Consider the following 22,900-nt stretch of genomic DNA (forward strand, 5'->3'; position numbering starts at 1 on the left):
CAACCTCTTCCCTCACCGCCCGTCTTGGTCCACAGAGCCGCCACTTCATTTTGTGTGCAAGCCCAAGGTCCTCCTCCCCATGGACATCTCCAAGATCCCCACCGGCGTGAACCCGCCCTACGACGTCAACGCCATCATCGAGATCCCGCAAGGCGGCGAGCCGGTGAAGTACGAGCTCGACAAGGAGAGCGGCGCGATCTTCGTCGACCGTTTCCTGCACACGGCGATGTTCTATCCCGGCAATTACGGCTTCATCCCGCACACCCTGGCCGACGACGGGGATCCGGTGGACGTGCTGGTGGTGGGCCCGACCCCGGTGGTGCCGGGCGCCGTGATCCGGGTGCGGCCGATCGGCACCCTGATGATGACCGATGAGGCCGGCGGCGACGAGAAGGTGCTGGCCGTGCCGGTGGACAAGCTGCACCCCTTCTATGTGGGAGTGGACTCCTGGCGCTCCCTGCCGGCCATCCTGACCGAGCAGATCGCCCACTTCTTCAAGCACTACAAGGACTTGGAGAAGGGCAAGTCGGTGGAGATCACCCGCTGGGCCGACGCCGAGGAAACCGGCGACATCATCCGCCAGGCCATCGCCCGCTACAACGAGGCGAACGGGAAGTAATCCTCGACCGCGCCGCTATCGGCGCACGAAGTCGAAGAACACCGGGGCGCAGTCGCCCAGCCGCTTTTCCTCGTAGCGGGTGGTGATGTGGTCCAAGGGCGGGCGGCGCCAGTCGTCCGCCCGCTCGGCCTCCCAGCGGAAGAGGCCCGAGGCCAGCACCCGCTCCAAGGTCCAGTCGGCATAGTTCGCCCAGTCGGTGGCGAAGCGCAGCCGTCCGCCGGGCTTCAGCGCCCGCGCCAGTTCCGCGACCACCTCCGGCTGGATCAGCCGGCGCTTGTGGTGCCGCGCCTTCGGCCACGGATCGGGGAACAGGATGAAGGCCCGGTCCAGGCATGCGTCGGGCAGGCGCGCCAGCAGCTCGCGGGCGTCGCCATCGTGGAGGCGGACGTTGGAAAGGCCTTGCTCCTCCACGTGGCGCACGGCGCTGGCCACGCCGTTCAGGAAGGGCTCAGCGCCGATCACCAGAACCTCCGGCCGGCGCGCCGCCTGGGCGGCCATGTGCTCGCCGCCGCCGAAGCCGATCTCCAGCCAGACCTCGGCCGCGCCGGGCATGAGCGCCCGGGGATCGAACGCCTCCTGCGGGACGCGGATCTCCGGCAGCAACGCCTCCATCAGCGCCGCCTGACGCGGCTTGATGGGGCGCGACTTCAGCCGGCCGAAGGAGCGCAGGGGTCCGTGGTCTTCCATGGCGCGCGCTCTAGCGGATGGGGCCGCGCCAGGGAACCGCCAACAGCAACCCAGCCGTGACGAGAGCGACGGCGATCCACACGATGAGGACCGCCAGGCCCCCGGCGCGGCTGACCGGCCGGGCGGCGGCGACCTCGGCGGCGGCGCGGTGGCGCGCCAGGACCTCCGGCGGAATCAGCCGCAGGGCCAGCCATAGGCCGAGCGGCCCGAGGATCAGGTCGTCGAGATAGCCCAGCACCGGCACGAAGTCCGGGATCAAATCGATGGGCGACAGCGCATAGGCGGCGGTGGCGAGCGCCACCAGCTTGGCGAGCGGCGGGGTCTCGGGGTCCCGCGCCGCCAACCAGACGGCGTGGGCGTCGCGCTTCAGCGCGAAAGCCCAGCGCCTCAGCGCATCGAAGCTCAGGCCAGGCCTTTGAGCTGATCGACCAGGTCGGTCCGCTCCCAGGAGAAGCCGCCCTCGTTGTCGGGCTGGCGGCCGAAGTGGCCGTAGGCGGCGGTGCGGGCGTAGATCGGACGGTTGAGGCCCAGATGCTCGCGGATCGCGCGCGGGGTGGCGCCGCCGATCATCTCCGGCAAGGCCTTTTCCAGCGTCTCAGGAGCCACCTCGCCGGTGCCGTGCAGGTCCACATAGAACGACAGCGGCTGGGCCACGCCGATGGCGTAGCTGATCTGGATGGTGCACTTGCGCGCCAGGCCGGCGGCCACGACGTTCTTGGCCAGGTAGCGGCAAGCATAGGCGGCCGACCGGTCCACCTTGGTCGGATCCTTGCCGGAAAAGGCGCCGCCGCCGTGCGGCGAGGCGCCGCCATAGGTGTCGACGATGATCTTGCGGCCGGTCACCCCGGCGTCGCCGTCCGGCCCCCCGATCTCGAAGCGGCCGGTGGGATTCACGTGCCACTTGGTCTTCCTGGTGATCAGACCGGCGGGGAAGACGCCTTCCACATAGGGTCGGATCAGTTCCTGGACCCGCTTCGGCGTAGCCGAGGCCCCGGCGATCTTCTTCTTGTGCTGGGTCGAGACCACGATCTTCAGCACCTCGACCGGGCGGCCGTCCTGGTAGAGCAGGGTGACCTGGCTCTTGGCGTCGGGCTCCAGGGCCTCGCACTCGCCGGAGTGGCGCACCTCGGCCAGCTTGCGCAGGATGTCGTGCGAATACTGCAGGGTCGCCGGCATCAGCTCAGGCGTCTCGTCGCAGGCGTAGCCGAACATGATGCCCTGGTCGCCGGCGCCCTCTTCCTTCTTGTCGGTGGCGTCGACGCCCTGGGCGATGTGGGCCGACTGGGCGTGCAGGAAGTTGGCGAACTTCGCCTTCTGCCAGTGGAAGCCCTTCTGCTCGTAGCCGATGTCCTTCACCGCCGCGCGGACCTTCGGCTCCAACGACGCCAGGATCTCCTTGGTGAGCGCCTTGTTCTCGGCCTTGGAGGCGCCCGGCTTGGCGGCGCGAACCTCGCCGGCCAGCACGATGCGGTTGGTGGTGACCAGGGTCTCGCAGGCGACCCGCGCTTCCGGCTCCGCCGACAGGAAGGCGTCCACCACCGTGTCGGAGATGCGGTCGGCCACCTTGTCCGGATGACCTTCGGACACGCTTTCGCTGGTGAAGATGTAGGAGGAACGGCTCAAGACGAAGGCTCCGCACAGGGCTCGGGGGGCCGCAACGGGCCGCCCCGACGGAAAGGTCGGGGGAACCTATAAAGAAATCTTTATATCCCGCAAGCCGCTGCGGGCGGCGTCAAACCGCCTCGGCGACCGCGGGCGCGCTCTCATCCTCCTCGACCATCGCACGGACGAGATCGAGGATGCGTCGGCGGATCTTCGGCCGGCGCAACTGCGGAAAGAGGGCCGCCAGCTCCAAGCCCTCGGGCGTCATCAGGAAGGCCTGGGCGGCGGCGCGCTGTTCGGAGGGCGCGGCGGCTTCGCCGAGCTCGTCCAGCCCCTCGAAGAAATAGGCGACGTTGGTCTCCAGCGCCCGGGCCACGTCGTAGAGCTTGGAGGCCGAGACGCGATTGGCGGCGCGTTCGTACTTCTGCACCTGCTGGAAGGTCAGGCCGATCGCCTCGGCCAGCCGCTCCTGGCTGACCCCCAGCTCCTTGCGCCGGAGTCGGATCCGCAGGCCGACGTGCTGGTCGATGGGGTTCGGGGCGGCGTCGGCATCCTTGACCATGTCTTACCCTAGACGAACAGGCGTTGGGCCGTCAAAACGCCGATCGGCCAAGCCGCATGGCCAGGGCCGCGCCGGCCGAGACCAGCAGCATCAGCGCAAGTCCGAGGCCGCCAAAGCGGGCGTAGGGGGTGGGGTTCAGCGCCGGCGGCAGGCGGGTGTCGACCACGCCGGCCTCGCCCAGCTCCAACCGTTCGCCGACGATCCGCCCTTGGGCGTCGATCACCGCCGAGACGCCGGTCGGCGTGGCGCGCACGATCGGCAGGCCCTCCTCGATGGCCCGGTAGCTAGCGAGGTTGAGGTGCTGCCAGGGGCCGCTGGTGGCGCCGAACCATGCGTCGTTGGAGATGTTGAGCAGCCAGTCGGGACGGAAGCCGGCGCGCCGTGCGGCCTGCGAGGCGAAGCCCGGGAACAGCGCCTCGTAGCAGATCAGCGGCTGGACCGGCGGCGCGCCGGGGAGGCGCAGGGGCGCCGGCTCCGGCCCGAAGCTGAAGTCCTCCGGCATGTGGACCAGGCTGCGGATCCCGAGCCGGGTGGCCAAGTCGCCGAACGGCAGGAACTCGCCGAACGGCACCAGCCGGTGCTTGTCGTAGACCCCCGCCACCCGCAGGCCGGATCCCGCCCGCCCGAAGGCGACCAGGCTGTTGAAGTAGTCGAGCCCGCCCCCTGGCGCGTAGTCGACCCGGTTGGCCCCCATCAGCAGCAGGCCCTCGGGGGGAACCGCGGCGGCGATGCGGCGCACATAGGGGCTGCCGGGCGCGACCAGGTCGTCGATCACCGCCGGCAGGGCGCCTTCGGGCCAGATCACCAGGTCGGGCGCGCCGGGACGCTGCGAGAGCGCCGCATAGTCGGCCACGATCTGGTCGAGGTTCTCCGGCTTCCACTTGTCCTTCTGGTCGATATTGGCCTGGACGATGCGGATCAGAGGCGCGTGAGGCGCGGCGTTCGGGCTCGCCGCCAGGCGCGCGGCCCCCGCGCCGTAGAGGCCCGCCAACGCCAGCGCCGCCAGCCCCACAGCGATCGCCCGGGCGCGGCGCGGCGCGGCGTCGAAGGCCAGGGCCGGGGCGGCGGCGACCGCCACCGTGATCCAGGTCAGGCCGTAGACCCCCACATAGGCCGCCGCCTGGGAGACGGCGCCGCCGGCGATCCAGGCCTCCCCCGGCAGGTTCCAGGGAAAGCCCGTCAGCACATGGCCGCGCAGCCACTCGGCCGCCGAAAACGCGCCGGCGAAGACCAGCACGCGAGCAAGCCCCCTGGGCCGCGCCAGCCGGTAGAGCAGTGCGGCCAGCCCCCAGAAGAGGGCGAGGCCGCCCGCCAGCAACAGCAGGGCGAAGGGGGCCATCCAGCCGTGGGCCGCGGCGTCCACCAGGAAGGCTTCGGTCACCCACCAGACGCCCAGGCCGAAATAGCCGACGCCGGCCAGCCAGCCGCGGAAGAAGGCCGAGCGCAGGGGTCTTGGACCCGCCGTCTCGGCCAACCGCATCATCAGGCCATAGCCGAGCAGGCCGAGGATCAGGCCGAACGGCGGATGGGCGAGGGCTGCGGCCAGGCCGGCGGCGAGCGCGCCCAGCCTTGCCGTCCAGGCGGGCGGAAGCCTGGCCTTCAAGCCGCCGCCGCGGGTTCGCCGGGCGCGGCGGGCTTCACGCGCACGCGCTTGATCCGCCGCGGGTCGGCGTCGAGGATCGAGATCTCGAAGCCTAGCGGATGGACGATCAGCTCGCCCCGCTGCGGCACCCGGCCGGCCAGGGCCGAAACCAGCCCCCCGACGGTGTCGATCTCCTCCTCGAAGTCCGCCGGCATAAGATCGGCCCGCAGCGCCTCTTCCAGCGTCTCCAGCGGGGCCCGGGCGTCGACGTCGAACACCCCGCCCGGCCGGGCGGTGATCTCGGCGGCCGCGGCCTCGTCGTGCTCGTCGTCGATCTCGCCGACCACCGCCTCGACCAGGTCTTCCATGGTCACCAGGCCGTCGGTGCCGCCGAACTCGTCGATGACCAGGGCCATGTGGGTGCGTTCGGCCTGCATCCGCAGCAGCAGGTCGGCTGCACGCATGGAGCCGGGCACATAGAGCGCATCGCGGCGCAGCCTCTGGAGGATCAGGTCGTTGGGGCCCGGCCGGCGCCCCGGGCCGCCGGCCAGCAGCTTGAAGATGTCCTTCACGTGGATCACGCCCACAGGGTCGTCGAGCGTCTCGCGGAAAATCGGCATCCGGCTGTGTTCGGCCTCGACGAAACGCTCCACCACCTCGGAGAACGGGGCCGACAGCTCCACGGCCACGATGTCGGCGCGCGGCGTCATCACGTCGCTCACCCGCATGGACTGGAACGCGGCGGCCCGTTCGACCAGCATGTGGCCGGCCGTGTCGGGGGCCGGCGCCGCGGCGGGGGATTCGCCGCCGTTCTGGCCGCGGAGCCTGCGAAGGAACGCCCGAACACCGCGGCTGGGCCTGGCGGGTTCGGGCCGACTGGATGAGCCGTCCGAGGAGCTAGTCATGGTCTCCCTGCTCGGCCGAATAGGGGTCGGGGACCCCCAGCCCGGCCAGGACGACGCGCTCAAGGCCTTCCATCTGTTCGGCCTCGGCGTCGGTCTCGTGGTCGTATCCTACAAGATGGAGCACCCCGTGCGCCACCAGGTGTTGCAGGTGATGGGAAAAGGGCTTGGCCTGCGCCTCGGCCTCGCGCGCGCAGACGCCGAAGGCCAACGCCACGTCGCCCAGGTGCCGCTCCGGATTCGAAGGCGCCGGGAAGGAGAGCACGTTGGTGGGGGCGTCCTTGCCGCGGAAGCGGTGGTTCAGGTCGTGCACAGTGGCGTCGTCGGTGAGCAGGATGGTCACCCGGCCGCCTTCGAAGTCCGCCGCGGCCAGAGCGGCCTCGGCGGCGGCGAGCGTGAGAGCCTCCACCTCGCCTTCGGTGTAGCTCCAGGCCTGGTCCTCGATCTCGATGTCGATCACACCGCCTGTCCGCGCTTGGCCGCGTCGGCGTCGTAGGCGCGCACGATGCGCTCCACCAGCGGATGGCGGACCACGTCCTCGGCGCCGAAGCGGTTGATCCCCACGCCCTTTACCCCCTCCAACAGGCCCACCGCGTGGGCCAGGCCGGAATCGGCGGAATTGACCAGGTCGATCTGGGTAGGGTCGCCGGTCACCACCATGCGCGCGCCCTCGCCCAGGCGCGTCAGCACCATCTTCATCTGCAGCCGCGTGGCGTTCTGGGCCTCGTCGACGATGATGAAGGCGTGGCTCAGCGTGCGCCCGCGCAGGAAGGCGATGGGCGCCACCTCGATCTCCCCCTTGTCGCGCCGGCGACGGAGCTGGTCGGCGCCCAGGATGTCGGTCAAGGCTTCCCAGACCGGCGCCATGTACGGGTCGACCTTCTCGGTCAGATCGCCGGGCAGAAACCCCAGCCGCTCGCCGGCCTCGACCGCCGGGCGCGAGACGATCAGCCGGTCCACCTCGCCGCGCAGCAGAAGCCCCGCACCGTGCGCCACGGCCAGGAAGGTCTTGCCGGTGCCTGCGGGGCCCAGGCCGAACACCAGCTCGCAGTTGGCCAGGGCCTGAAGATAGTTCGCCTGGCCCGGGGTCTTGGGCGCTACCTGGCCGCGCCGGCCCTGGGGCAGGCCGGCCGGGGCGCGACCGCCCTGGGAGCGCGCCTGACCGATGGCGACCCGCACGTCGGCCTCGTTGACCTCGTGCCCCTTGTCGGCCCGGTCGGCCAAGGCCTGGACCACCCGCTTGGCGGCGGCGCGGTTGCGGGTGTCGCCCTCCAGCTGCACCCCCCCGCCGGGGGTCTCCACCAGCACGTCGAAGGCGTCCTCGATCAGGGCCGCGTGGCGGCTGGCGGCGCCGGCGACCGCCCGGACCGCGTCGTCGGACAGGGGAATGAACTCGGGCGACTTGCTCAAGCGGGCTCCAGTTCCAGCGCCCCGGCCAGGCTCATGCGCGAGGCGGATTCGATCCGCACCGGAACGATCCGGCCGATCAGCCGATCCGGCGCGTCGGCGTGCACGGCCTGCAGGTAGGGGCTGCGCCCGACCAGCTGGCCGGGATGACGGCCGGGCTTCTCGAACAGCACCGGCAGGACGCGGCCCGCCTGGGCGGCGTTGAAGGCGCGCTGCTGCGCCTCGATCAAGGCGTTGAGGCGCGCCAGGCGCTCCTCCTTCACCTCTTCGGCGACCTGGCCCGGCAGAGCGGCGGCCGGCGTGCCCGGGCGGCGGGAATACTTGAAGGTGAAGGCCGAGCCGTAGCCGACCTCGCGCACCAGCTGCAAGGTGGCCTCGAAATCGGCGTCACGCTCGCCGGGGAAGCCGACGATGAAGTCGCCGGACAGGGCGATGTCGGGCCGCGCGGCGCGGATCTTCTCCACCAGGCGCAGATAGCCCTCGGCGGTGTGGCCGCGGTTCATCGCCTTCAGGATCTTGTCGGAGCCGGCCTGCACCGGCAGGTGCAGGTAGGGCATAAGAGCCTCGACTTCGCCGTGGGCGGCGATCAGCGCCTCGTCCATGTCGCGCGGGTGGCTGGTGGTGTAGCGGATGCGGTCCAGGCCTTCGATCTGCGCCAGCCGGCGGACGAGCCCCGCCAGCCCGCCCTCGCCCGCATAGGCGTTGACGTTCTGGCCCAGCAGGGTGACCTCGCGCACGCCCTTGGCGGCGAGGTCGCGGGCCTCGGCAAGGATCGCCTCGACCGGCCGCGACCACTCCGCCCCCCGCGTATAGGGCACCACGCAGAAGGTGCAGAACTTGTCGCAGCCCTCCTGGACGGTGAGGAAGGCGGTCACGCCGCTCGGGTTCCGGGCGATCGGGAGCGCGTCGAACTTCTCGTCCGCGGCGAACTCGGCGGCCAGGCGCTCGCCACGGGCGCGATGAGCCCTGGCGATCAGCTCAGGCAGTTGATGATAGGCCTGAGGTCCGACCACCAGGTCCACCGCCGGCTGGCGGCGCAGGATCTCCTCGCCCTCGGCCTGAGCCACGCAGCCGGCCACGGCGATGGTCATGGCGCCGTCGGCCTTGTCCTTCAGCCGCTTGATCTGACCGAGCTCGGAATAGACCTTCTCCGTCGCCTTCTCGCGGATATGGCAGGTGTTCAGCACCACCAGGTCGGCGCCTTCGGGGGTGTCGGTCAGCCCATAGCCCAGCGGCGCAAGGACATCGGCCATGCGCTCGCTGTCATAGACGTTCATCTGACAGCCGTAGGTCTTGATGTAGAGGCGCTTGGCGGGCGCTTGAGCAGTCATGGGCGGGTTATGGGGTTGCGGCCCGCCGCACGCAAGCGCATGCCCACCGGCTCATTCCTCGATGGGGACGCCGTAGAGCTCGAGCCGGTGGTCGACCAGCTTGTAGCCCAGCTTCCGGGCGATGGCTTCTTGGAGGGCCTCGATCTCCTCGTCGACGAACTCCACGACCTTGCCGGTCTTCATGTCGATCAGGTGGTCGTGGTGAACCTCGGTGGCCTCTTCGTAGCGGGAACGGCCGTCGCGGAAATCGTGGCGGGCGATGATGCCCGCCTCTTCGAACAGGCGGACCGTCCGATAGACCGTCGCGATGGAGATGTGCGGGTCGATCTCGTGGGCCCGGCGGTAGAGCTCCTCCACATCCGGGTGGTCATGGGCGGCCGAAAGCACGCGCGCGATCACGCGGCGCTGCTCGGTCATGCGCATGCCCTTCTCGACGCACAGGCTCTCCAGTCGGTCCACGTGGCGCGCCTCCTTACTCGTTCGCTTCGCCAGGATAGGTCGAGAGCGGGCTTGGGCCAAGCTCGCGGCGCATGACCACGGCGTCGGCCGCCGTTCCGCCCTCGCGGGCATAATAGCCGCGGCGCGCGCCGACAACGGCGAACCCGGCGCCGCGATAGAGGTCCAGCGCGGCGGGGTTGTCCTCGGCGACCTCCAGGAACAGGGCTTCGGCCCCGGCCAGGGCCGCCGCGCCCGCCGCGGCCTCGACCAGGGCTCGCCCCAGGCCGCGGCGGCGGGCGGCGGGAACGACCGCCAGGGTCAGGATCTCGGCCTCGCCGGCCAGGGCGCGGCAAAGGATGAATCCCAGCGGGACCTCGTCTTCCACCAGCAGGGCGAAGCCGCCCGGTCCATCGACCAGGGCGGCGATCTCCGCCGCGCTCCAGCCCTGGCCGAAGGCCGTCGCGTGGACGGCGGCGAGAGCGTCGGCCTCATGCGCCCAGGCGCCGCGCAGCCTCATGCCGGCAGGATTCCGCCGGGAAGGCGGGCGTCCGGGGCGCGGAGATAGAGCGGCCGCGGCGGCGCCGGGTCTCGCCGGCCCGCCAGCCGGGCGACGGCGACGGGATCGATGCGGTCCGACGGCTCCACCCGCGCCTGCGGGGCCACGGCGGCGAGAAAAGGAGCCCCGGAGCCCACGAGCCGGTCGGGCGAAAGCTCGGCCACCCGGGCTGCGGCGATCTCCACAGGCAGGACGTCGGGGGCGGTGACCGCCCGCCCGTCGGCGAAGCCCTGCAGGTAGACCTGATCCCGCCGGGCGTCGAGCGCAGCCAGCACGACGCCGGACTGGGGCTCGGCCAGAGCTTCCAGCGAGCCGATCCCGACCACAGGGACGCCGAGGGCCGCACCCAGTCCCTTGGCGAAAGCGAGACCCACACGCAGGCCCGTGAAGGAGCCGGGACCCACGGTGACCGCGATGCGATCCAGATCTGCGAAGGTCATGCCCGACGCGGCCACGACCTCGGCGACCAGCGGCGCCAGGCGCTCCTGATGACCGCGGGCCATGGCTTCGCTCAGGCTGGCGCGCACGCGTCCATCCTCCACCACGGCCGCCGAACAGGCCGACAGGCAGGTGTCGAGGGCGAGAATCCTCATCGAACGCGGCGGCGGCCGGTCGGCCTCACGCCACCTGCTCGACGCGGGTCACCTCGGGCACGTAGTGCTTGAGCATGTTCTCCACCCCGGCCTTGAGTGTCGCCGAGGAGGACGGGCAGCCCGAACAGGCGCCGCGCATGTGCAGCCAGACGACCCCGGTCTCGGGTTCGAAGCGGTTGAAGAGGATGTCGCCGCCGTCCTGGGCGACCGCCGGGCGGATGCGGGTGTCGAGCAGGTCCTTGATCTCGGCCACCACCTGGGCGGTCTCGCCCTCATAGGCCGTCTCGTCGTGGCCGCCCGCGCCCTCGGCGGCGTCGGCGAAGAGGGGCCGGCCGGAGGTGAAGTGGTCCATGATCGCCGCCAGGATCGGCGCCTTCAGGTGCGGCCAGTCGTGATGCGGCCCCTTGCCGACGGTCACGAAGTCGGGCCCGAAGAACACCCGCACCACGCCCTCGATGTCGAACAGGTCGGCCGCCAGCGGCGAGGCCTGGGCCTCCTCCATCGAGCGAAAGTCCCGCGAGCCCTCGCCCAGCACTTCCCGGCCGGGCAGGAACTTCAGGACCTCGGGGTTCGGGGTGGCTTCGGTCTGGATGAACATGGCCCTGATGTGGCCGTTCGGGCGCGGAATCGCAAGTTTTCCGGCGCCGCCGCCGGAGGATCAGGCGAGGTCCGCGATCTCCTCGTCGGTCAGATCGCCGGGCACCACCGTCACCGGCACCTTGCGCGAACCCCACTTCACGCCTTCCTTGGCGATGGAGGAGACGAGCGGCCCCGGGCCGCGGCCGCCCACCGCGGCGGCGAGCACCAGGATCTTGATGTCGGGATCCTCGGAAATGACCTTGCGCAGGGCCGCCCGTACATTGTCGGCGTTCTGGATGATGAATTCCGGCGGCTGGCCGGTCTCGGCGACCACGAACTCGGCCGATTTCTGAAGCTCGGCCTCGGCCTCTTCGCGAGCCTGGCGCTGGATCTCCTCGCGCACCCCCGACCAGTGCTCGAACACCGCCGGCTCGATCACCCGCAGCAGGGCCACGTGGCCCCCGGTGGAGCGGGCGCGCCGGCAGGCGAAGCGCAGGGCCGCCTGGAACTCCGGGCTGTCGTCGGCGATGACGAGGAACTTGCGTTGGCTCATATCGGGACGGTGGCGCGGCGCGGGGCTTTCGGCAAGCCTCCGCGCCGCAGGGTCTTAAGCGCCCCAGAACCCCACGATCCGCTTCACCTCCGCCAGGGTCGGCGCGGCGGCCTCTCGCGCCCGCTCGGCGCCCGCCAGAAGGATCCGGTCGATCTCGGCCGGGTCGGCCATCAGCCGGCGCATCTCCGCCCCGACCGGGCCGAGCTTGGCGACGGCGAGGTCGGCGAGTTTCGGCTTGAAGGCGCCGAAGCCCTGGCCGGCGAACTCCGCCAGAACCTCGGCGGAGCTGCGGCCATCCAGGGCGGCGTAGATTCCCACCAGGTTCTGGGCTTCCGGCCGCTTGGCGAGGTCCTCCAGATTGTCCGGCAGGGGCTCGGGATCGGTCTTCGCCTTGCGGATCTTCTGGGCGACGGTGTCGGCGTCGTCCAGGAGGTTCAGGCGCGAATTGTCCGACGGATCGGACTTGGACATCTTCGCCGAGCCGTCCCGCAGCGACATGATCCGTGCGCCCGGCCCCTGGGTCAGGGCCTCGGGCAGGGGAAAGAAGGCCGGGACGTCGAAGTCGTGGTTGAACTTCGCGGCGATGTCGCGGGTCAGCTCCAGGTGCTGGCGCTGGTCGTCGCCCACCGGCACCTGGGTGGCCTTGTAGACCAGGATGTCGGCGGCCTGCAGCACCGGATAGGTGTAGAGGCCGACGCTCTCCCGCTCCTTGTGCTTGCCCGCCTTCTCCTTGAACTGGGTCATGCGGTCGAGCCAGCCGAGGCGGGCGACGCAGTTGAAGATCCAGGCGAGCTCGGCGTGGGCGTTCACCGCCGACTGGGGGAAGATGGTGGCGACCTTCGGGTCCAGGCCGGAGGCGAGATAGGCCGCGGCGATCTCCCGCACCTGATCGGCCAGCAGCTTGGGGTCCTGCCAGACGGTGATCGCATGCATGTCGGCCACGAAGATGAAGGTCTCCACCTCGTGCTGCAGCCGGGTGAACTTCACCAGGGCGCCGAGATAGTTGCCGAGATGCAGGGCGCCGGACGGCTGGACGCCGGAGAGCACGCGCTGGGGACCCGTATAGGACGGGGGAGCTTGATCGGTCATGGGATCGGGCTTCGAATCTGGAGAGGCGACAGGCGCGCGGCCGCGCGCCGAGCGGAGGGGATCAGGCGCTGCGCCATCGCCAGGTGGTGCGGTCGAAAGCCATGGCGGAGCCCCTTAAGCCAGGCGCGCGGCGCGGGCAAGCCTCAGAGGTCGGTGGGGACGGCCGCGTCCCCGGGGCGTCGCCGCAGGGCCGCGCGAATTTCCGTCGGCGTGATCCCGCGCACCGCCAGCAGCAGCAGCCCATAGACCGCCACGCCCACGGCGCTGACCGAGAGGATGGCGATCTCCTTCGCGCCCAGGCCCGGCAGGGCGAGACCGCGGAGCGGCGCCTCCAGCACCGACCGGTAGTGCGAAGCCGCCGCCAGCAGCAGGCCGAAGACGGCGCTCGCCGCCAGGATCCGCCCGATCTTGCTCCAGGCCCGCGCCGAGGGCGTGTAGTCGCCGCGGCGGGCCAGCAGCACCGCCAGCTGGGCGACGTTCAGCCAGGCGGCGACGGAGGTCGCCGCTGCGATGCCCTGCACGCCCACCAGGGGGAAGAGCGAGACACCGAGCACGATGTTCACCGCCACCGAGATCAGGCCGAAGCGCATCGGGCTCTTCGTGTCGGCGCGGGCGAAGAAGGCCGGCTGCAGCACCCGCACCAGCACGAAGGCCGGCACCCCCCAGCCGTATTGCAGCAGGACCTTGCCCGTCTCGCGCGCGTCCTCCGGCGTGAACACGCCGCGGGTGAAGAGGCCGTCGATCAGGAAGAAGGGCATGGCGATCAGGGCCGCGGCCGCAGGGGCCGTGAGCGCCAGCGAGAAGACCACCGCCTGGTCGGTCGCGCCCTGGGCGTCGTCGGCGTCCTTGGCCTGCACGGCGCTGGAGAGCCGCGGCAGCAGGGCCACCCCCACCGCCACACCGATCAGGCCGAGCGGCAGCTGATAGAGCCGCGCGGCCACCTCCATCCACGCCCGGCCGCCGGCCACCATCGAGGCGAGGATGCCGGAGACGAAGATGTTGATCTGCACGGCGCTGGCCGCGATGGTCCCGGGAATGGCGAGCGCGATCAGCGCCTTGATCTCCGGCGACAGCTTGGGCCGGGCCAGGCGGATCTTGGCGCCCGTGCGCCGCACCCCCCACCACAGCAGCCCCGCCTGCAGCACGCCCGCGATCGGCACGCCGATGGCCGCCGCATAGGCCGCCCGCAGCGGGTCGGTCTGCGGCAGCACCACGATCAGCATCACCGCGTTGAGGATGGTCGGGAAGATGCCCGTCAGGATGAACCGCCGGTGCGCGTTCAGCACGCCGGAGAGCAGCGCCCCGATGGCCATGCACGGCAGGTAGGGCATGGTGATCTGGGTCAGCACCACCGCCAGCTTGAACTTGGCCGGGTCGTCCACATAGCCGGGATTGATGACGAACATCAGCCAAGGCATGGCCAACTGCGCGGCGAGCGTCAGGGCGAGCGTGGCGGCCGCAAGCGTGGCCAGGGCGTCGGAGGCGATCCGGTCGGCCTGCGCCTGCCCCTCGCCAGTCAGGGTCTTGGTGTAGGCCGGCACGAAGGCCGAGGCGAAGGCTCCTTCGGCGAAGATCCGGCGGAACAGGTTCGGGAAGGCGAGCGCGGTATAGTAGGCGTCGGCGCCGATGGTGGCGCTGGCCCCCAGGCGCGCGGTCAGCACCAGGTCCCGGGCCAGGCCCATGACGCGGCTGACGAGCGTCAGGCCCGACAGCACCATCGAGGAGCGGATCAGGCCGCCCTTCGGCGGGTTGGTGGCGGGCGCGGTCACGAGGCCGTGTGTGCGCCGAGCCCGGCGCGCCGGTCAAGCCGGGGCCGGCGCCTCACCGCGCGACGCTGGCGCGGGCCTTCTGCAGATTGGCCCGGCCCTTGGCGGCCGCCTGGGCCTCGGCGGCGTCGAGCGAGGCCATGAGGCTGGCCTTCAGGGCCGCCACCTTCTTCGGATCGGTCACCTTCCCGCCGTCCGCCCCGACGACGTAGAAGGCGTCCACCGCGCGCTCGCCGTAGGAATCGATGTGGGCCGACAGAATCGAAAGCCCGGCGTCGGCGATGTTGCGGGCCAGCGCCACCAGGAGGCCCGGCCGGTCGCGGCCGGAGGCCTCCACGACGGTCGAGGCTTCCGAGGCGTCGTTGTCCAGCATCACCGTGGGGGTGATGGCGAAGGCCGCCGCGCGGCCGAGGTCGCCCGAGCGCCTGCCGTCGATGGCGGCCGGCTCGCCGCGGCCGCCGGCCTCCACCGCATCGACCAGGCGGCGTAGCGCCCCGGCGTTGTCGGCGCCCACCGGCCCGCCGGTGGCGTCCTGCACATAGAAGGCGTCCAGCGCCTGGCCGTCGCGCGAGGTATAGACCCGTGCGCCGACGATATTGGCCCCGGTGGCCGTCACGGCCTGGGCGAGGTCGACGAACAGGCGCTGGCGGTCCGGAGCGGCGACCGTCACTTCCGAGGCGTTGAGTTCGGGCTTCACGCGCCCCTCGGCCGCGACGCCGCCGGTTTCGCCTGCGCGCCGCGCCAGGGCCGCATGGGCCAGGATCTCCGCGTCGGAGAAGGCGGTGAAATAGGCGTCCTCCATGGCCGTCGCCCAGGCCTCGGCCGCCGGGTCGGCGGCGATCAGGCGCACGCGGGCGTCGTAGGCGGCGTTCTCGTGATAGCGGCGGATCTGGGCGGCGGCGTCGGAGCCGCGCCCGCCGCGGAACACCGCCTCGGTGGCGCCGTAGAGCTCGCGCATCAGCTGGCCCTTCCAGCCGTTCCAGACTCCCGGCCCCACCGCACGGATGTCGGCCACGGTCAGCACCAGCAGCAGACGCAGGCGCTCGGGCGTCTCTACGATGCGGGCGAAGTCGGCGACCGTGCGGGGATCGGAGACGTCGCGCTTCTGGGCGTAGTCGCTCATCACCAGATGATGCTCCACCAGCCAGGCGACCATCTCGATGCGCTTGCGGTCCAGCCCCAGGCGCTCGCAGGCCTGGCGGGCGGCGCGCGCCCCGGCCTTCTCCTGGCCGCCGGCCCCGCCCTTGCCGGTGTCGTGCAGCAGCATGGCCAGGAACAGCGCCTCGCGGTCGTCGATCAGCGGCATGATCTGGGTCGACAGCGGGTGGTCCTCGGCGAACCGGCCCTCGGCGATGTCGGCGATCACCCCCACCGCCCGCAGGGTGTGCTCGTCCACCGTATAGGAGTGGTACATGTTGAACTGCATCTGGGCGACGATGCGCCCCCACTCCGGGATGAACCGGCCCAGCACGTCGGCCTCGTTCATCATCGACAGCGTCCGCTGCGGGTCGCGGCCATGGGCCAGTATGTCGAGGAAGACCCGCGCCGCCAGGGGGTCGCGCCGCACCTTGGAGCCGATCAGGGGCGCGCAGCGGGTGGCGGCGGTGAAGGCGTCGGGATGCAGGTCGAGATTGTGCTGGTCAGCCAGGCGGAACAGGCGAAGCAGGTTCACCGGGTCGCGCTCGAACACTTCCCGGCCGTCGATATTGAGCCGGCCGCCCTCCTCGTGGAAGCCGGGGTCCAGCTTCTTGCGCTTGACCCGCCCACGCCCGGGAATCAGGCGCGAGATCCCCGTCGGCTTCTGCTTGATGCGGTCGGCCTCCAGCTTGGCGGCGAATGTCCGCGTCAGCGAGCCCACCTCCTTGGCGATCAGGAAGTAGCGGCGCATGAACCGCTCCACCGCTGGGGCGTCGCCGCGGTCGCCATAGCCCATGCGGCGGGCGATCTCCGGCTGCAAATCGAAGGTCAGCCGCTCCTCCGGACGGCCGGTGGCGAAGTGCAGGTGGCAGCGCACCGCCCACAGGAAATCGAAGGCGCGGATGAAGGCCGCCACCTCGCGCCGGTCGAACATGTCGAGCTGGACCATGCCGTCCACCTGCTCCACCGGATGCAGGTACTGGGCGATCCAGAAGAGGGTGTTGAGGTCGCGCAAGCCCCCCTTCCCCTCCTTGACGTTCGGCTCGACCATGTAGCGGCTTGCGCCGGCCCGCTCCTGGCGGATGTCGCGCTCCTTCAGCTTGGCGGCGACGAACTGGGCGGCGGTGCCCTTGACCACCTCGGCGCGGAATCGGCGCTTCAGCTCCTCGGCCAGGGCCTCGTCGCCGGCCAGGCGGCGCGCCTCCAGAAGGGCGGTGCGGATGGTGTAGTCCTCGCGGGCGAGCTTGACGCACTCCTCCACCGTCCGCGAGGCGTGGCCGACCTTGAAGCCCAGGTCCCAGAGCGCATAGAGCATGTACTCGATCACGCTCTCGGTGTGTGCGGTCTGCTTGTAGGGCCGCAGGAACAAGAGATCGAGGTCGGAGAAGGGCGCCAGCGCTCCGCGGCCGTAGCCGCCCACGGCCATCAGGGCCAGGCGCTCGCCCTCGGTCGGGTTGCGGGCCCGGAACATGTGAACGGTGGTGAAGTCGTAGAGGGCGGTGACCACCTCGTCGGTGACGCCCGAGAGCAGGCGGGCGGTCTCAATGCCGCCGGCGCCGTTCTCCAGCCGCTCCTTGGCGATCATCCGGCCGCGGAACAGGGCCGCCTTCAGGATCTCCAGCGCCCGGCGCCGCTGCTCGGCCTCGTCGCCCAGGGCGTCCAGGGCCGCGGCGGAGAGCTGGGCCCGCAGCCGCACCCCGTCGACGACATATTCCAGGCGGGTCGGGCGAAGTCGGGGCGGCATGGCTTGGATATAGGCGGGCGGCGCGGAAAAGAAAAAGGCCGGCGAAGCTCGCCGGCCTTTCCTTGAACGATCGTTCGTTTCGCGATCAGTCCGCGGCCTGAACCGACGCCAGCTTGGCGGTCGCCGACTTCACCGTGGCGCGCACGCAGCGGCCGTAGGCGTCCTGCACCAGGGTCTCGAAGGCGGTTTCGCGCAGGCAGACCGAACGGGCGGCCTGGACGATCTCGGCCTCGATCTGGGCGGAGGACTTGCCGGTCAGCGAAACGCGGACTTCGGCGGCCGAAGCCGGGGCGGCGAAAGCAAAGGCGGCGACGGCCGCGAGGGTCACGAAACGGATCATCTGAAATTCTCCAATGCGCGGTCATGGGGAGGAGACGCCGCGCTCGTCGGAGGGCGTTTTCGACGCTCGCGATTAAAATATTGTGCAGCGCAGTGGTTAACATGGTGCGTTGCAACACAGCCGCCTGCGGCGTGCGGTCGCAGGCAGGCGGAATGAGGATTCGTCATTTCGCCACGGTCAGGCTTAGGGGCTCGTTAACCCTCGCGGCGCAGGCAGGATAGTTATGCGGCGCTTCCGCTTCCCGCCGCGAGAGAGAGTCCCATGTCCGGCGAAGACCTGCACACGCGCCTGTCCTTCATGCAGATGACGGAGGCGACGCGGCGAGAGCTGCGCGACCTGCGCCCCCTGATCGCCCGCGAACTGCCGGCGGCGCTCGATGCGTTCTACGAACAGGTCCGGCGCTTTCCAGACACACGGGCCCATTTTCGCGATGAGACTCATATCGCAGGCGCCCACAAGGCCCAGCTGCGTCACTGGGACGGGATCGCCGCCGGGGAGTTCTCCGAACCCTACGCCAAGGGGGTGCGCGCCATCGGCGAAACCCATGCGCGGATCGGCCTGGAGCCGCGTTGGTATGTGGGCGGATACGCCCTCGTACTGGAACAGCTCGTCCGCGCGACCCTGAAGGCCAAGCGGCCGAAAGGCTTCGGCGCCCGCAAGTCCGCCGACGACGACGCCGACGCCGTGGCGGCGCTGATCAAGGCCACCCTGCTCGACATGTCCCTGGTGCTCGACGTCTATGTGGAGGCCGCCGCGGCCGAGCGCGCTAGAGCCGAGGCCGAACGGCAGAAGGCCGCCGCCGAGCAGGCGGCCGTCGTCCAGGCCCTGGCGAGCGCCCTGACCGGCCTCGCCCAGGGCGATCTCTCCGCACGGATCGACCGGCCCCTGCCCGGCGAGTACGAGCGTCTGCGCGCCGACTTCAACGCCGCCGTCGCCCATCTGGACCAGGCCATCTCGGCGGTCGCCGTCGCGGTGGAGGCCGTGGGAAGCACGGTGGGCGAATTGGAACGGTCGGGCGAGGACCTGTCGCGCCGCACCGAGCATCAGGCCGCGAGCCTGGAAGAGACCGCGGCGGCTGTGGAGGAGATCACCGCCACCGTCCGCCGCTCCGCCGAGACCGCCCGCCACACGGCCGGCGCCGTGTCCGAGGCCCGCCAGGACGCCGAACAGAGCGCGCCGGTGGTGGAGTCGGCGATCGAGGCGATGAGCGCGATCGAGGCTTCGTCCCGTCAGATCGGCCAGATCATCGGGGTGATCGACGAGATCGCCTTCCAGACCAACCTCTTGGCCCTGAACGCCGGGGTGGAGGCCGCCCGCGCCGGCGAGGCCGGCAAGGGCTTCGCCGTCGTGGCCTCCGAAGTCCGGGCGCTCGCCCAGCGAGCCGCCGAGGCGGCCAAGGAGATCAAGGGCCTGATCACGGAGTCCTCCGACCAGGTGAGCCAAGGGGTCGAACTGGTGGGCCGCACGGGCGAGGCGCTCACCCGGATCGTCGGCCGGGTAACCGACGTCCACGGGCTGGTGGGCGAGATCTCCGCCTCCACCCAGGAGCAGGCCTCCGGCCTGAGCCAGGTGAACACCGCCGTCTCCGACATGGACCGGGTCACCCAACAGAACGCCGCCATGGTGCAGGAGACCGCCGCTGCGGCCGCCAGTCTCGCCCGGGAGGCCGAGCGCCTGGCTCAGCTGATCGGCGGCTTCCGGCTTAGCGCGGCTCAGGCGCCGGGCGCGCGCCGCGCCGCCTGAGGCTTTCTCGGATCGAACCGCCGGCCGGGCCGTTGGTGTCCGGAACACCCGATCGGAGGAGATCCATGGAAGTCGGAGACCTGATGCCGGTCGTGACGATCGGCGGCGCCCTCGTCCTCGGCCTCGTCCTGGCCTATGCGATGATCCGCAACGCGCGGCGGGACCGCAGCAAGGACGCCGTGACCGAGGCCGCGACGCGCGAGCTTTACGACAAGTCCGTCTCGGGCGAGCCGGCCCGCGACAATTCTCCGGAGGACCGCCTGGAAGAGGTGAAATCCGGCGAACGCGTTCCGCGCTACGGGGAATCGCCTAGGGCCTGAGTCCGGCCTCGGCGAGAACCTCGGTCAGCGGCCGCTCGGCCGTCCACAGCGCCGCGCCCCAGCCGCAGTCACGGGCGGCCGCCACATTGCGCGGGGAATCGTCGAGCAGGGCGAGTTCGTGCGGCGCGAAGCCGGTGCGCGCCTCCACGGCGCGATAGAACGCCGCCTCCGGCTTCTTGCAGCCGAGATCGGCGGCGTAGTGGATTGCCTCGAAGCGCGACTTGAGGCCGAGCGTATCCCAAAGGTGGCGGGCGCGGTGGTGCTCCTGAACCGTAGCCAGGTGCAACTCCAGGCCGCCGGCGCGAAGGCTTGCGAGGTCTTCCAGCAGGGCGTGGTCCAGATGGCCGTCCTGTTCGAACCAGTAGGCGACCAGGTCCTCGCAGGCCAGCTCGGGCGCAATCTCCGCCAGCACCGGCGCTAGGCGCTCGTAGAGGTCGGCGCGGCCGAGCACGATCTCCCCGAAATGCGCGGCGAAGAAGGCGGTCTGCAGGCGTTCCGGATCGAGGCCGAGATCGCGCTGCATCCCCCAGTCCCAGCGGCGGCCGTCCGGCCGGCGCGCCACCACGCCGTCCACATCCACCATCAAGGCCCGCAGGCTCACCCCATCAGCTCCTTCAGGCGGTAGAGGGCGGCCATGGCCTCGCGCGGGCTCATGCCGTCGAGGTCGAGGCCCGCGAGTTCGGCCTCCACCTGGCTCGGCCCGCCCTGATCGGGCTCCGGCGCGGCGGCGGCGAACAGCGGCAGGTCGTCCAGGTGCGCGGGCGCGCCCGCCTCCCGCTCCAGCCGCTCCAGCACGTCGCGGGCGCGGGCGACCACCGGCGGCGGCACGCCGGCCAGCTTGGCCACCTGGACTCCGTAGGAGCGATCGGCCGGACCAGGCCCGGCCTCGTGCAGGAAGATCAGCTCGCCGTTCCACTCCTTGGCCTTCAGCGACAGGTTGGCCACATGGGCGAGGCGCTCCTCCAGCACCGCCAGCTCGTGATAGTGGGTGGCGAACAGGCCCCGGCAGCGGTTGGTCTCGTGCAGGGCCTCGGCGCAGGCCCAGGCGATGGCCAGGCCGTCATAGGTGGCGGTGCCGCGGCCGATCTCGTCGAGGATCACCAAGGAGCGGGGCGTCGCCTGGGTCAGGATCGCCGCGGTCTCCACCATCTCGGCCATGAAGGTCGAGCGGCCGCGGGCCAGGTCGTCGCCGGCGCCGACGCGGGAGAACAGGCGGTCCACCACCCCGAGCCGCAGCCGCTTGGCCGGCACGAAGGAGCCCGCCTGGGCGAGCACGGCCAGCAGGGCGTTCTGGCGCAGGAAGGTCGACTTGCCGGCCATGTTGGGTCCGGTGACGAGGGCGAGCCTCGGCCCCGCGACCCCGGCGCCATCGAGGCGGCAGTCGTTGGGGGTGAAGGCCTCGCCCGCCCGACGGACGGCGGCCTCCACCACCGGATGGCGGGCGGCCTCGGCTTCGAAGGCGGTGGAGCGGTCCACGATCGGGCGGCTGGCGCCGGCCTCGTCGGCCCATTCGGCCAGGCCTGCCGCCACATCCAGCCGCGCACAGGCCTCCGCGGCGGCCTGGATCGCCGGGGCGACGGCGATCGCCTGCTCGCGCCAGGCCTCGAAGGCGGCGACCTCCATGGCCAGCGCCCGCTCCGCCGCCTGGGCGATCCTGGCGTCGAGCTCCGCCAGCTCCACGGTGGTGAAGCGGACCTGGTTGGCCAGGGTCTGGCGGTGGATGAAGGTGGCGTTCAGCGGCGGCGCCATCAGCGGCTCGGCCGCCTTGGCCGTGGCCTCGACGAAGTAGCCCAGCACGGCGTTGTGACGGACCTTCAGGGCCACGCCGCTCTCGGCCGCGAGCCGGGCCTCCAGCTGCAGGATCACTCGGCGGCTGTCGTCCCGCAGAGCGCGCGCCTGGTCGAGCTCGGCGCGAATCCCCGGCGCCACGAAGCCGCCGTCGCGGGCCAGGGTCGGCAGTTCGTGGGAGAGCCCGACAGCCAGCTGGCGGCGGAATTCGGCCAAGCCTTCGTCCGCCGCCGGATCCAGCGCCGCCAGCGCCTGGGCGATCTCGGCGGGCGGCGGCGGGTCGAGCGGGGCCGGCGCCTGGAAAAGGCCGAACAGGGCCTCGCCCGCCGCCAGGCCGTCGCGCAGGCGGCCCAGGTCCCGCGGCCCGCCGCGGCCCAGCGCCAGGCGCGACAGGGCGCGCGCCATGTCGCCGACCCCGCGCAGGGTCTCACGGGCGTCCTGCCGCAAGGTTCGGCGCTCGCAGAACCAGGCCACCGCATCCAGCCGCGCGTCGATGGCGGCGGGGTCCAGCAGCGGCCGGGCCAGACGCGCAGCCAGCAGGCGCGCGCCGGGCGCTGTGATCGTCCGGTCGATGGCCCCCAGCAGCGAGCCCTCGCGCCCGCCCGATAGGCTCTTTTCGATCTCCAGGCTGGCTCGCGTGGCCGGATCGATGGCCATGACATCGGCTTCGCCGGCCCGCCGGGGAGCCGAAAGCGCCGGCAGCCGGCCCGCCTGGGTGGTCTCCAGATGGGCGGCGATCAGGCCGAGCGCCGAGATCTCGGCGCCGGAGATTTCGCCAAATCCGTCCAGCGTATCCACGCCGTAGAGGCGCTTCAGTCGCGCCTCCGACGCCGAGGGTTCGGCCAGGGCGCTTGGCATCGGCTGCAAGAGGCCGCCAGCCGCCTTGAGAGACTGGTTCAGCCCCTCGTCGGCGAACAGCCGGTCAGGGACCAGGATTTCCGAGGGGCCGAGCGAGGCGAGCGCCGAAGCGAGGGCGTCGCGCCCCACCGCCAGGCACTCCACCTCGCCGGTGGAGAGTTCGACGCTGGCCACCGCCGCCGAGCCGGCCCGCGCCGCCACGGCGGCCAGGCGGTTGGCGCCTCGGGCGTCCAGCAGGCCCTCTTCCGTGAGCGTGCCCGGCGTCACCACGCGGACGATCTCACGCCGGACGACGGACTTCGAGCCGCGCTTCTTGGCCTCGGCTGGGTCCTCCATCTGCTCGCAGACGGCGACCTTGAAGCCGGCGCGGATCAGCTTGGCGAGATAGGCCTCGGCCGCATGCACCGGCACGCCCGCCATAGGGATTGGGGCGCCGCCGTGATTGCCCCGCGCGGTGAGGGTGATGCCGAGCGCAACCGCCGCCTTCTCGGCGTCCTCGAAGAAGAGCTCGTAGAAATCGCCCATGCGGAAGAAGACCAGGGCGTCGGGCTGGCGCGCCTTGGCCTCGAAGAACTGGGCCATCACCGGCGTCGCGCCGGCCGGATCGGGCATGGCGGGGGTCTGGGCGTTCATCTGCGGGGCGAAGCTAGCGGCGCCCGCGGCCGGCGTCAGCCCCTGCTTGGCTCTTGAACTTCCCCCTGCGA

Annotated in this window: 23 protein-coding genes; 3 read left to right on the top strand and 20 right to left on the bottom strand. The window is 71.3% G+C overall.

The genetic code is table 11. The features are described 5' to 3' along the window. Nucleotides 1-79: 79 nt before the first annotated feature. Nucleotides 80-619 carry an inorganic diphosphatase gene (gene ppa / locus ACK41C_RS05090; RefSeq protein WP_409651122.1) on the top strand — a complete coding sequence of 180 codons (540 nt, stop codon included), beginning with the start codon at nt 80-82 and terminating at the stop codon, nt 617-619. Nucleotides 620-634: 15 nt separating this feature from the next. Here the strand turns inward: ppa and trmB are convergent, their stop codons facing one another. The 18 genes from trmB to ACK41C_RS05180 form a co-directional block, all read right to left on the bottom strand. Continuing rightward, on the bottom strand, nt 635-1,306 hold the full coding sequence (trmB, locus tag ACK41C_RS05095; RefSeq protein ID WP_409651124.1) for a tRNA (guanosine(46)-N7)-methyltransferase TrmB: 672 nt from the start codon (nt 1,304-1,306) through the stop codon (nt 635-637). Between the two features lie 10 nt (nt 1,307-1,316). Beyond that, nucleotides 1,317-1,649, bottom strand: coding sequence for a YkvA family protein (locus tag ACK41C_RS05100; protein ID WP_409651126.1), 333 nt, complete (start codon nt 1,647-1,649; stop codon nt 1,317-1,319). Nucleotides 1,650-1,708: 59 nt separating this feature from the next. Then, nucleotides 1,709-2,929 carry a methionine adenosyltransferase gene (gene metK / locus ACK41C_RS05105; protein WP_409651128.1) on the bottom strand — a complete coding sequence of 407 codons (1,221 nt, stop codon included), beginning with the start codon at nt 2,927-2,929 and terminating at the stop codon, nt 1,709-1,711. Between the two features lie 109 nt (nt 2,930-3,038). Beyond that, nucleotides 3,039-3,470 (bottom strand): helix-turn-helix domain-containing protein, encoded by a 432-nt coding sequence (locus ACK41C_RS05110; RefSeq protein WP_409651130.1) that lies wholly within the window; start codon nt 3,468-3,470, stop codon nt 3,039-3,041. A gap of 31 nt (nt 3,471-3,501) precedes the next feature. Next, the gene (lnt, locus tag ACK41C_RS05115) at nt 3,502-5,073 is read right to left on the bottom strand and encodes an apolipoprotein N-acyltransferase (RefSeq protein ID WP_409651132.1); all 1,572 of its coding nucleotides are present in this window, start codon (nt 5,071-5,073) and stop codon (nt 3,502-3,504) included. Further along, on the bottom strand, nt 5,070-5,957 hold the full coding sequence (locus tag ACK41C_RS05120) for a hemolysin family protein (protein WP_409651134.1): 888 nt from the start codon (nt 5,955-5,957) through the stop codon (nt 5,070-5,072). The genes lnt and ACK41C_RS05120 overlap by 4 nt, the downstream gene beginning before the upstream one ends. Next, entirely contained in the window at nt 5,950-6,414 is a 465-nt protein-coding gene (gene ybeY / locus ACK41C_RS05125; protein ID WP_409651136.1) for an rRNA maturation RNase YbeY, read from the bottom strand. Before ybeY ends, ACK41C_RS05120 begins: the two co-directional genes overlap by 8 nt. After that, the gene (locus ACK41C_RS05130) at nt 6,411-7,364 is read right to left on the bottom strand and encodes a PhoH family protein (protein ID WP_409651138.1); all 954 of its coding nucleotides are present in this window, start codon (nt 7,362-7,364) and stop codon (nt 6,411-6,413) included. The genes ybeY and ACK41C_RS05130 overlap by 4 nt, the downstream gene beginning before the upstream one ends. Further along, the gene (gene miaB / locus ACK41C_RS05135) at nt 7,361-8,692 is read right to left on the bottom strand and encodes a tRNA (N6-isopentenyl adenosine(37)-C2)-methylthiotransferase MiaB (RefSeq protein ID WP_409651140.1); all 1,332 of its coding nucleotides are present in this window, start codon (nt 8,690-8,692) and stop codon (nt 7,361-7,363) included. Before miaB ends, ACK41C_RS05130 begins: the two co-directional genes overlap by 4 nt. A 51-nt stretch (nt 8,693-8,743) precedes the next feature. Then, a complete protein-coding gene (locus ACK41C_RS05140) occupies nt 8,744-9,151 on the bottom strand; it encodes a Fur family transcriptional regulator (protein ID WP_409651142.1) in 408 nt (135 codons plus the stop codon). Nucleotides 9,152-9,164: 13 nt separating this feature from the next. Continuing rightward, on the bottom strand, nt 9,165-9,647 hold the full coding sequence (locus ACK41C_RS05145; RefSeq protein ID WP_409651144.1) for a GNAT family N-acetyltransferase: 483 nt from the start codon (nt 9,645-9,647) through the stop codon (nt 9,165-9,167). After that, nucleotides 9,644-10,279, bottom strand: coding sequence for a tRNA (adenosine(37)-N6)-threonylcarbamoyltransferase complex dimerization subunit type 1 TsaB (gene tsaB, locus ACK41C_RS05150; RefSeq protein ID WP_409651146.1), 636 nt, complete (start codon nt 10,277-10,279; stop codon nt 9,644-9,646). The genes ACK41C_RS05145 and tsaB overlap by 4 nt, the downstream gene beginning before the upstream one ends. Nucleotides 10,280-10,304: 25 nt before the next feature. After that, nucleotides 10,305-10,877: a NifU family protein gene (locus ACK41C_RS05155; RefSeq protein ID WP_409651148.1), complete on the bottom strand. Its 573-nt coding sequence runs from the start codon at nt 10,875-10,877 to the stop codon at nt 10,305-10,307. Nucleotides 10,878-10,937: 60 nt separating this feature from the next. After that, nucleotides 10,938-11,411 (bottom strand): universal stress protein, encoded by a 474-nt coding sequence (locus ACK41C_RS05160; protein WP_409651150.1) that lies wholly within the window; start codon nt 11,409-11,411, stop codon nt 10,938-10,940. 54 nt (nt 11,412-11,465) lie between these two features. After that, nucleotides 11,466-12,500 carry a tryptophan--tRNA ligase gene (trpS, locus tag ACK41C_RS05165; protein ID WP_409651152.1) on the bottom strand — a complete coding sequence of 345 codons (1,035 nt, stop codon included), beginning with the start codon at nt 12,498-12,500 and terminating at the stop codon, nt 11,466-11,468. Nucleotides 12,501-12,643: 143 nt separating this feature from the next. After that, nucleotides 12,644-14,269: a murein biosynthesis integral membrane protein MurJ gene (gene murJ / locus ACK41C_RS05170; protein WP_409651154.1), complete on the bottom strand. Its 1,626-nt coding sequence runs from the start codon at nt 14,267-14,269 to the stop codon at nt 12,644-12,646. A gap of 52 nt (nt 14,270-14,321) precedes the next feature. After that, on the bottom strand, nt 14,322-17,147 hold the full coding sequence (locus tag ACK41C_RS05175; RefSeq protein WP_409651156.1) for a [protein-PII] uridylyltransferase: 2,826 nt from the start codon (nt 17,145-17,147) through the stop codon (nt 14,322-14,324). 85 nt (nt 17,148-17,232) lie between these two features. Further along, nucleotides 17,233-17,487 (bottom strand): hypothetical protein, encoded by a 255-nt coding sequence (locus tag ACK41C_RS05180; protein ID WP_409651158.1) that lies wholly within the window; start codon nt 17,485-17,487, stop codon nt 17,233-17,235. Nucleotides 17,488-17,748: 261 nt separating this feature from the next. On the opposite strand from ACK41C_RS05180, the gene ACK41C_RS05185 reads away from it, so the two are divergent. Both ACK41C_RS05185 and ACK41C_RS05190 read left to right on the top strand, forming a co-directional pair. Further along, nucleotides 17,749-19,230 (top strand): methyl-accepting chemotaxis protein, encoded by a 1,482-nt coding sequence (locus ACK41C_RS05185; RefSeq protein ID WP_409651160.1) that lies wholly within the window; start codon nt 17,749-17,751, stop codon nt 19,228-19,230. Between the two features lie 65 nt (nt 19,231-19,295). Beyond that, nucleotides 19,296-19,550: a hypothetical protein gene (locus tag ACK41C_RS05190; RefSeq protein WP_409651162.1), complete on the top strand. Its 255-nt coding sequence runs from the start codon at nt 19,296-19,298 to the stop codon at nt 19,548-19,550. Here the strand turns inward: ACK41C_RS05190 and ACK41C_RS05195 are convergent. Both ACK41C_RS05195 and mutS read right to left on the bottom strand, forming a co-directional pair. After that, the gene (locus ACK41C_RS05195) at nt 19,540-20,151 is read right to left on the bottom strand and encodes an HAD family hydrolase (protein ID WP_409651164.1); all 612 of its coding nucleotides are present in this window, start codon (nt 20,149-20,151) and stop codon (nt 19,540-19,542) included. The two genes, ACK41C_RS05190 and ACK41C_RS05195, sit on opposite strands and share 11 nt — an antisense overlap. Then, the gene (mutS, locus tag ACK41C_RS05200) at nt 20,148-22,829 is read right to left on the bottom strand and encodes a DNA mismatch repair protein MutS (protein WP_409651166.1); all 2,682 of its coding nucleotides are present in this window, start codon (nt 22,827-22,829) and stop codon (nt 20,148-20,150) included. Before mutS ends, ACK41C_RS05195 begins: the two co-directional genes overlap by 4 nt. Between the last annotated feature and the right edge of the window lie 71 nt (nt 22,830-22,900).

It is taken from the genome of Phenylobacterium sp. (assembly GCF_046290725.1).
Lineage (GTDB): Bacteria > Pseudomonadota > Alphaproteobacteria > Caulobacterales > Caulobacteraceae > Phenylobacterium.

What these genes read in the sequence shown, in the direction of transcription:
- ACK41C_RS05175 (WP_409651156.1), bottom strand. Translation starts at nt 17,147, where the DNA reads ATGCCGCCCCGACTTCGCCCGACCCGCCTGGAATATGTCGTCGACGGG.
- miaB (WP_409651140.1), bottom strand. Translation starts at nt 8,692, where the DNA reads ATGACTGCTCAAGCGCCCGCCAAGCGCCTCTACATCAAGACCTACGGC.
- ACK41C_RS05120 (WP_409651134.1), bottom strand. Translation starts at nt 5,957, where the DNA reads ATGACTAGCTCCTCGGACGGCTCATCCAGTCGGCCCGAACCCGCCAGG.
- tsaB (WP_409651146.1), bottom strand. Translation starts at nt 10,279, where the DNA reads ATGAGGATTCTCGCCCTCGACACCTGCCTGTCGGCCTGTTCGGCGGCC.
- trmB (WP_409651124.1), bottom strand. Translation starts at nt 1,306, where the DNA reads ATGGAAGACCACGGACCCCTGCGCTCCTTCGGCCGGCTGAAGTCGCGC.
- ppa (WP_409651122.1), top strand. Translation starts at nt 80, where the DNA reads ATGGACATCTCCAAGATCCCCACCGGCGTGAACCCGCCCTACGACGTC.
- ACK41C_RS05185 (WP_409651160.1), top strand. Translation starts at nt 17,749, where the DNA reads ATGTCCGGCGAAGACCTGCACACGCGCCTGTCCTTCATGCAGATGACG.
- ACK41C_RS05160 (WP_409651150.1), bottom strand. Translation starts at nt 11,411, where the DNA reads ATGAGCCAACGCAAGTTCCTCGTCATCGCCGACGACAGCCCGGAGTTC.
- ACK41C_RS05180 (WP_409651158.1), bottom strand. Translation starts at nt 17,487, where the DNA reads ATGATCCGTTTCGTGACCCTCGCGGCCGTCGCCGCCTTTGCTTTCGCC.
- ACK41C_RS05145 (WP_409651144.1), bottom strand. Translation starts at nt 9,647, where the DNA reads ATGAGGCTGCGCGGCGCCTGGGCGCATGAGGCCGACGCTCTCGCCGCC.
- trpS (WP_409651152.1), bottom strand. Translation starts at nt 12,500, where the DNA reads ATGACCGATCAAGCTCCCCCGTCCTATACGGGTCCCCAGCGCGTGCTC.
- ACK41C_RS05190 (WP_409651162.1), top strand. Translation starts at nt 19,296, where the DNA reads ATGGAAGTCGGAGACCTGATGCCGGTCGTGACGATCGGCGGCGCCCTC.
- ACK41C_RS05110 (WP_409651130.1), bottom strand. Translation starts at nt 3,470, where the DNA reads ATGGTCAAGGATGCCGACGCCGCCCCGAACCCCATCGACCAGCACGTC.
- mutS (WP_409651166.1), bottom strand. Translation starts at nt 22,829, where the DNA reads ATGAACGCCCAGACCCCCGCCATGCCCGATCCGGCCGGCGCGACGCCG.
- ACK41C_RS05155 (WP_409651148.1), bottom strand. Translation starts at nt 10,877, where the DNA reads ATGTTCATCCAGACCGAAGCCACCCCGAACCCCGAGGTCCTGAAGTTC.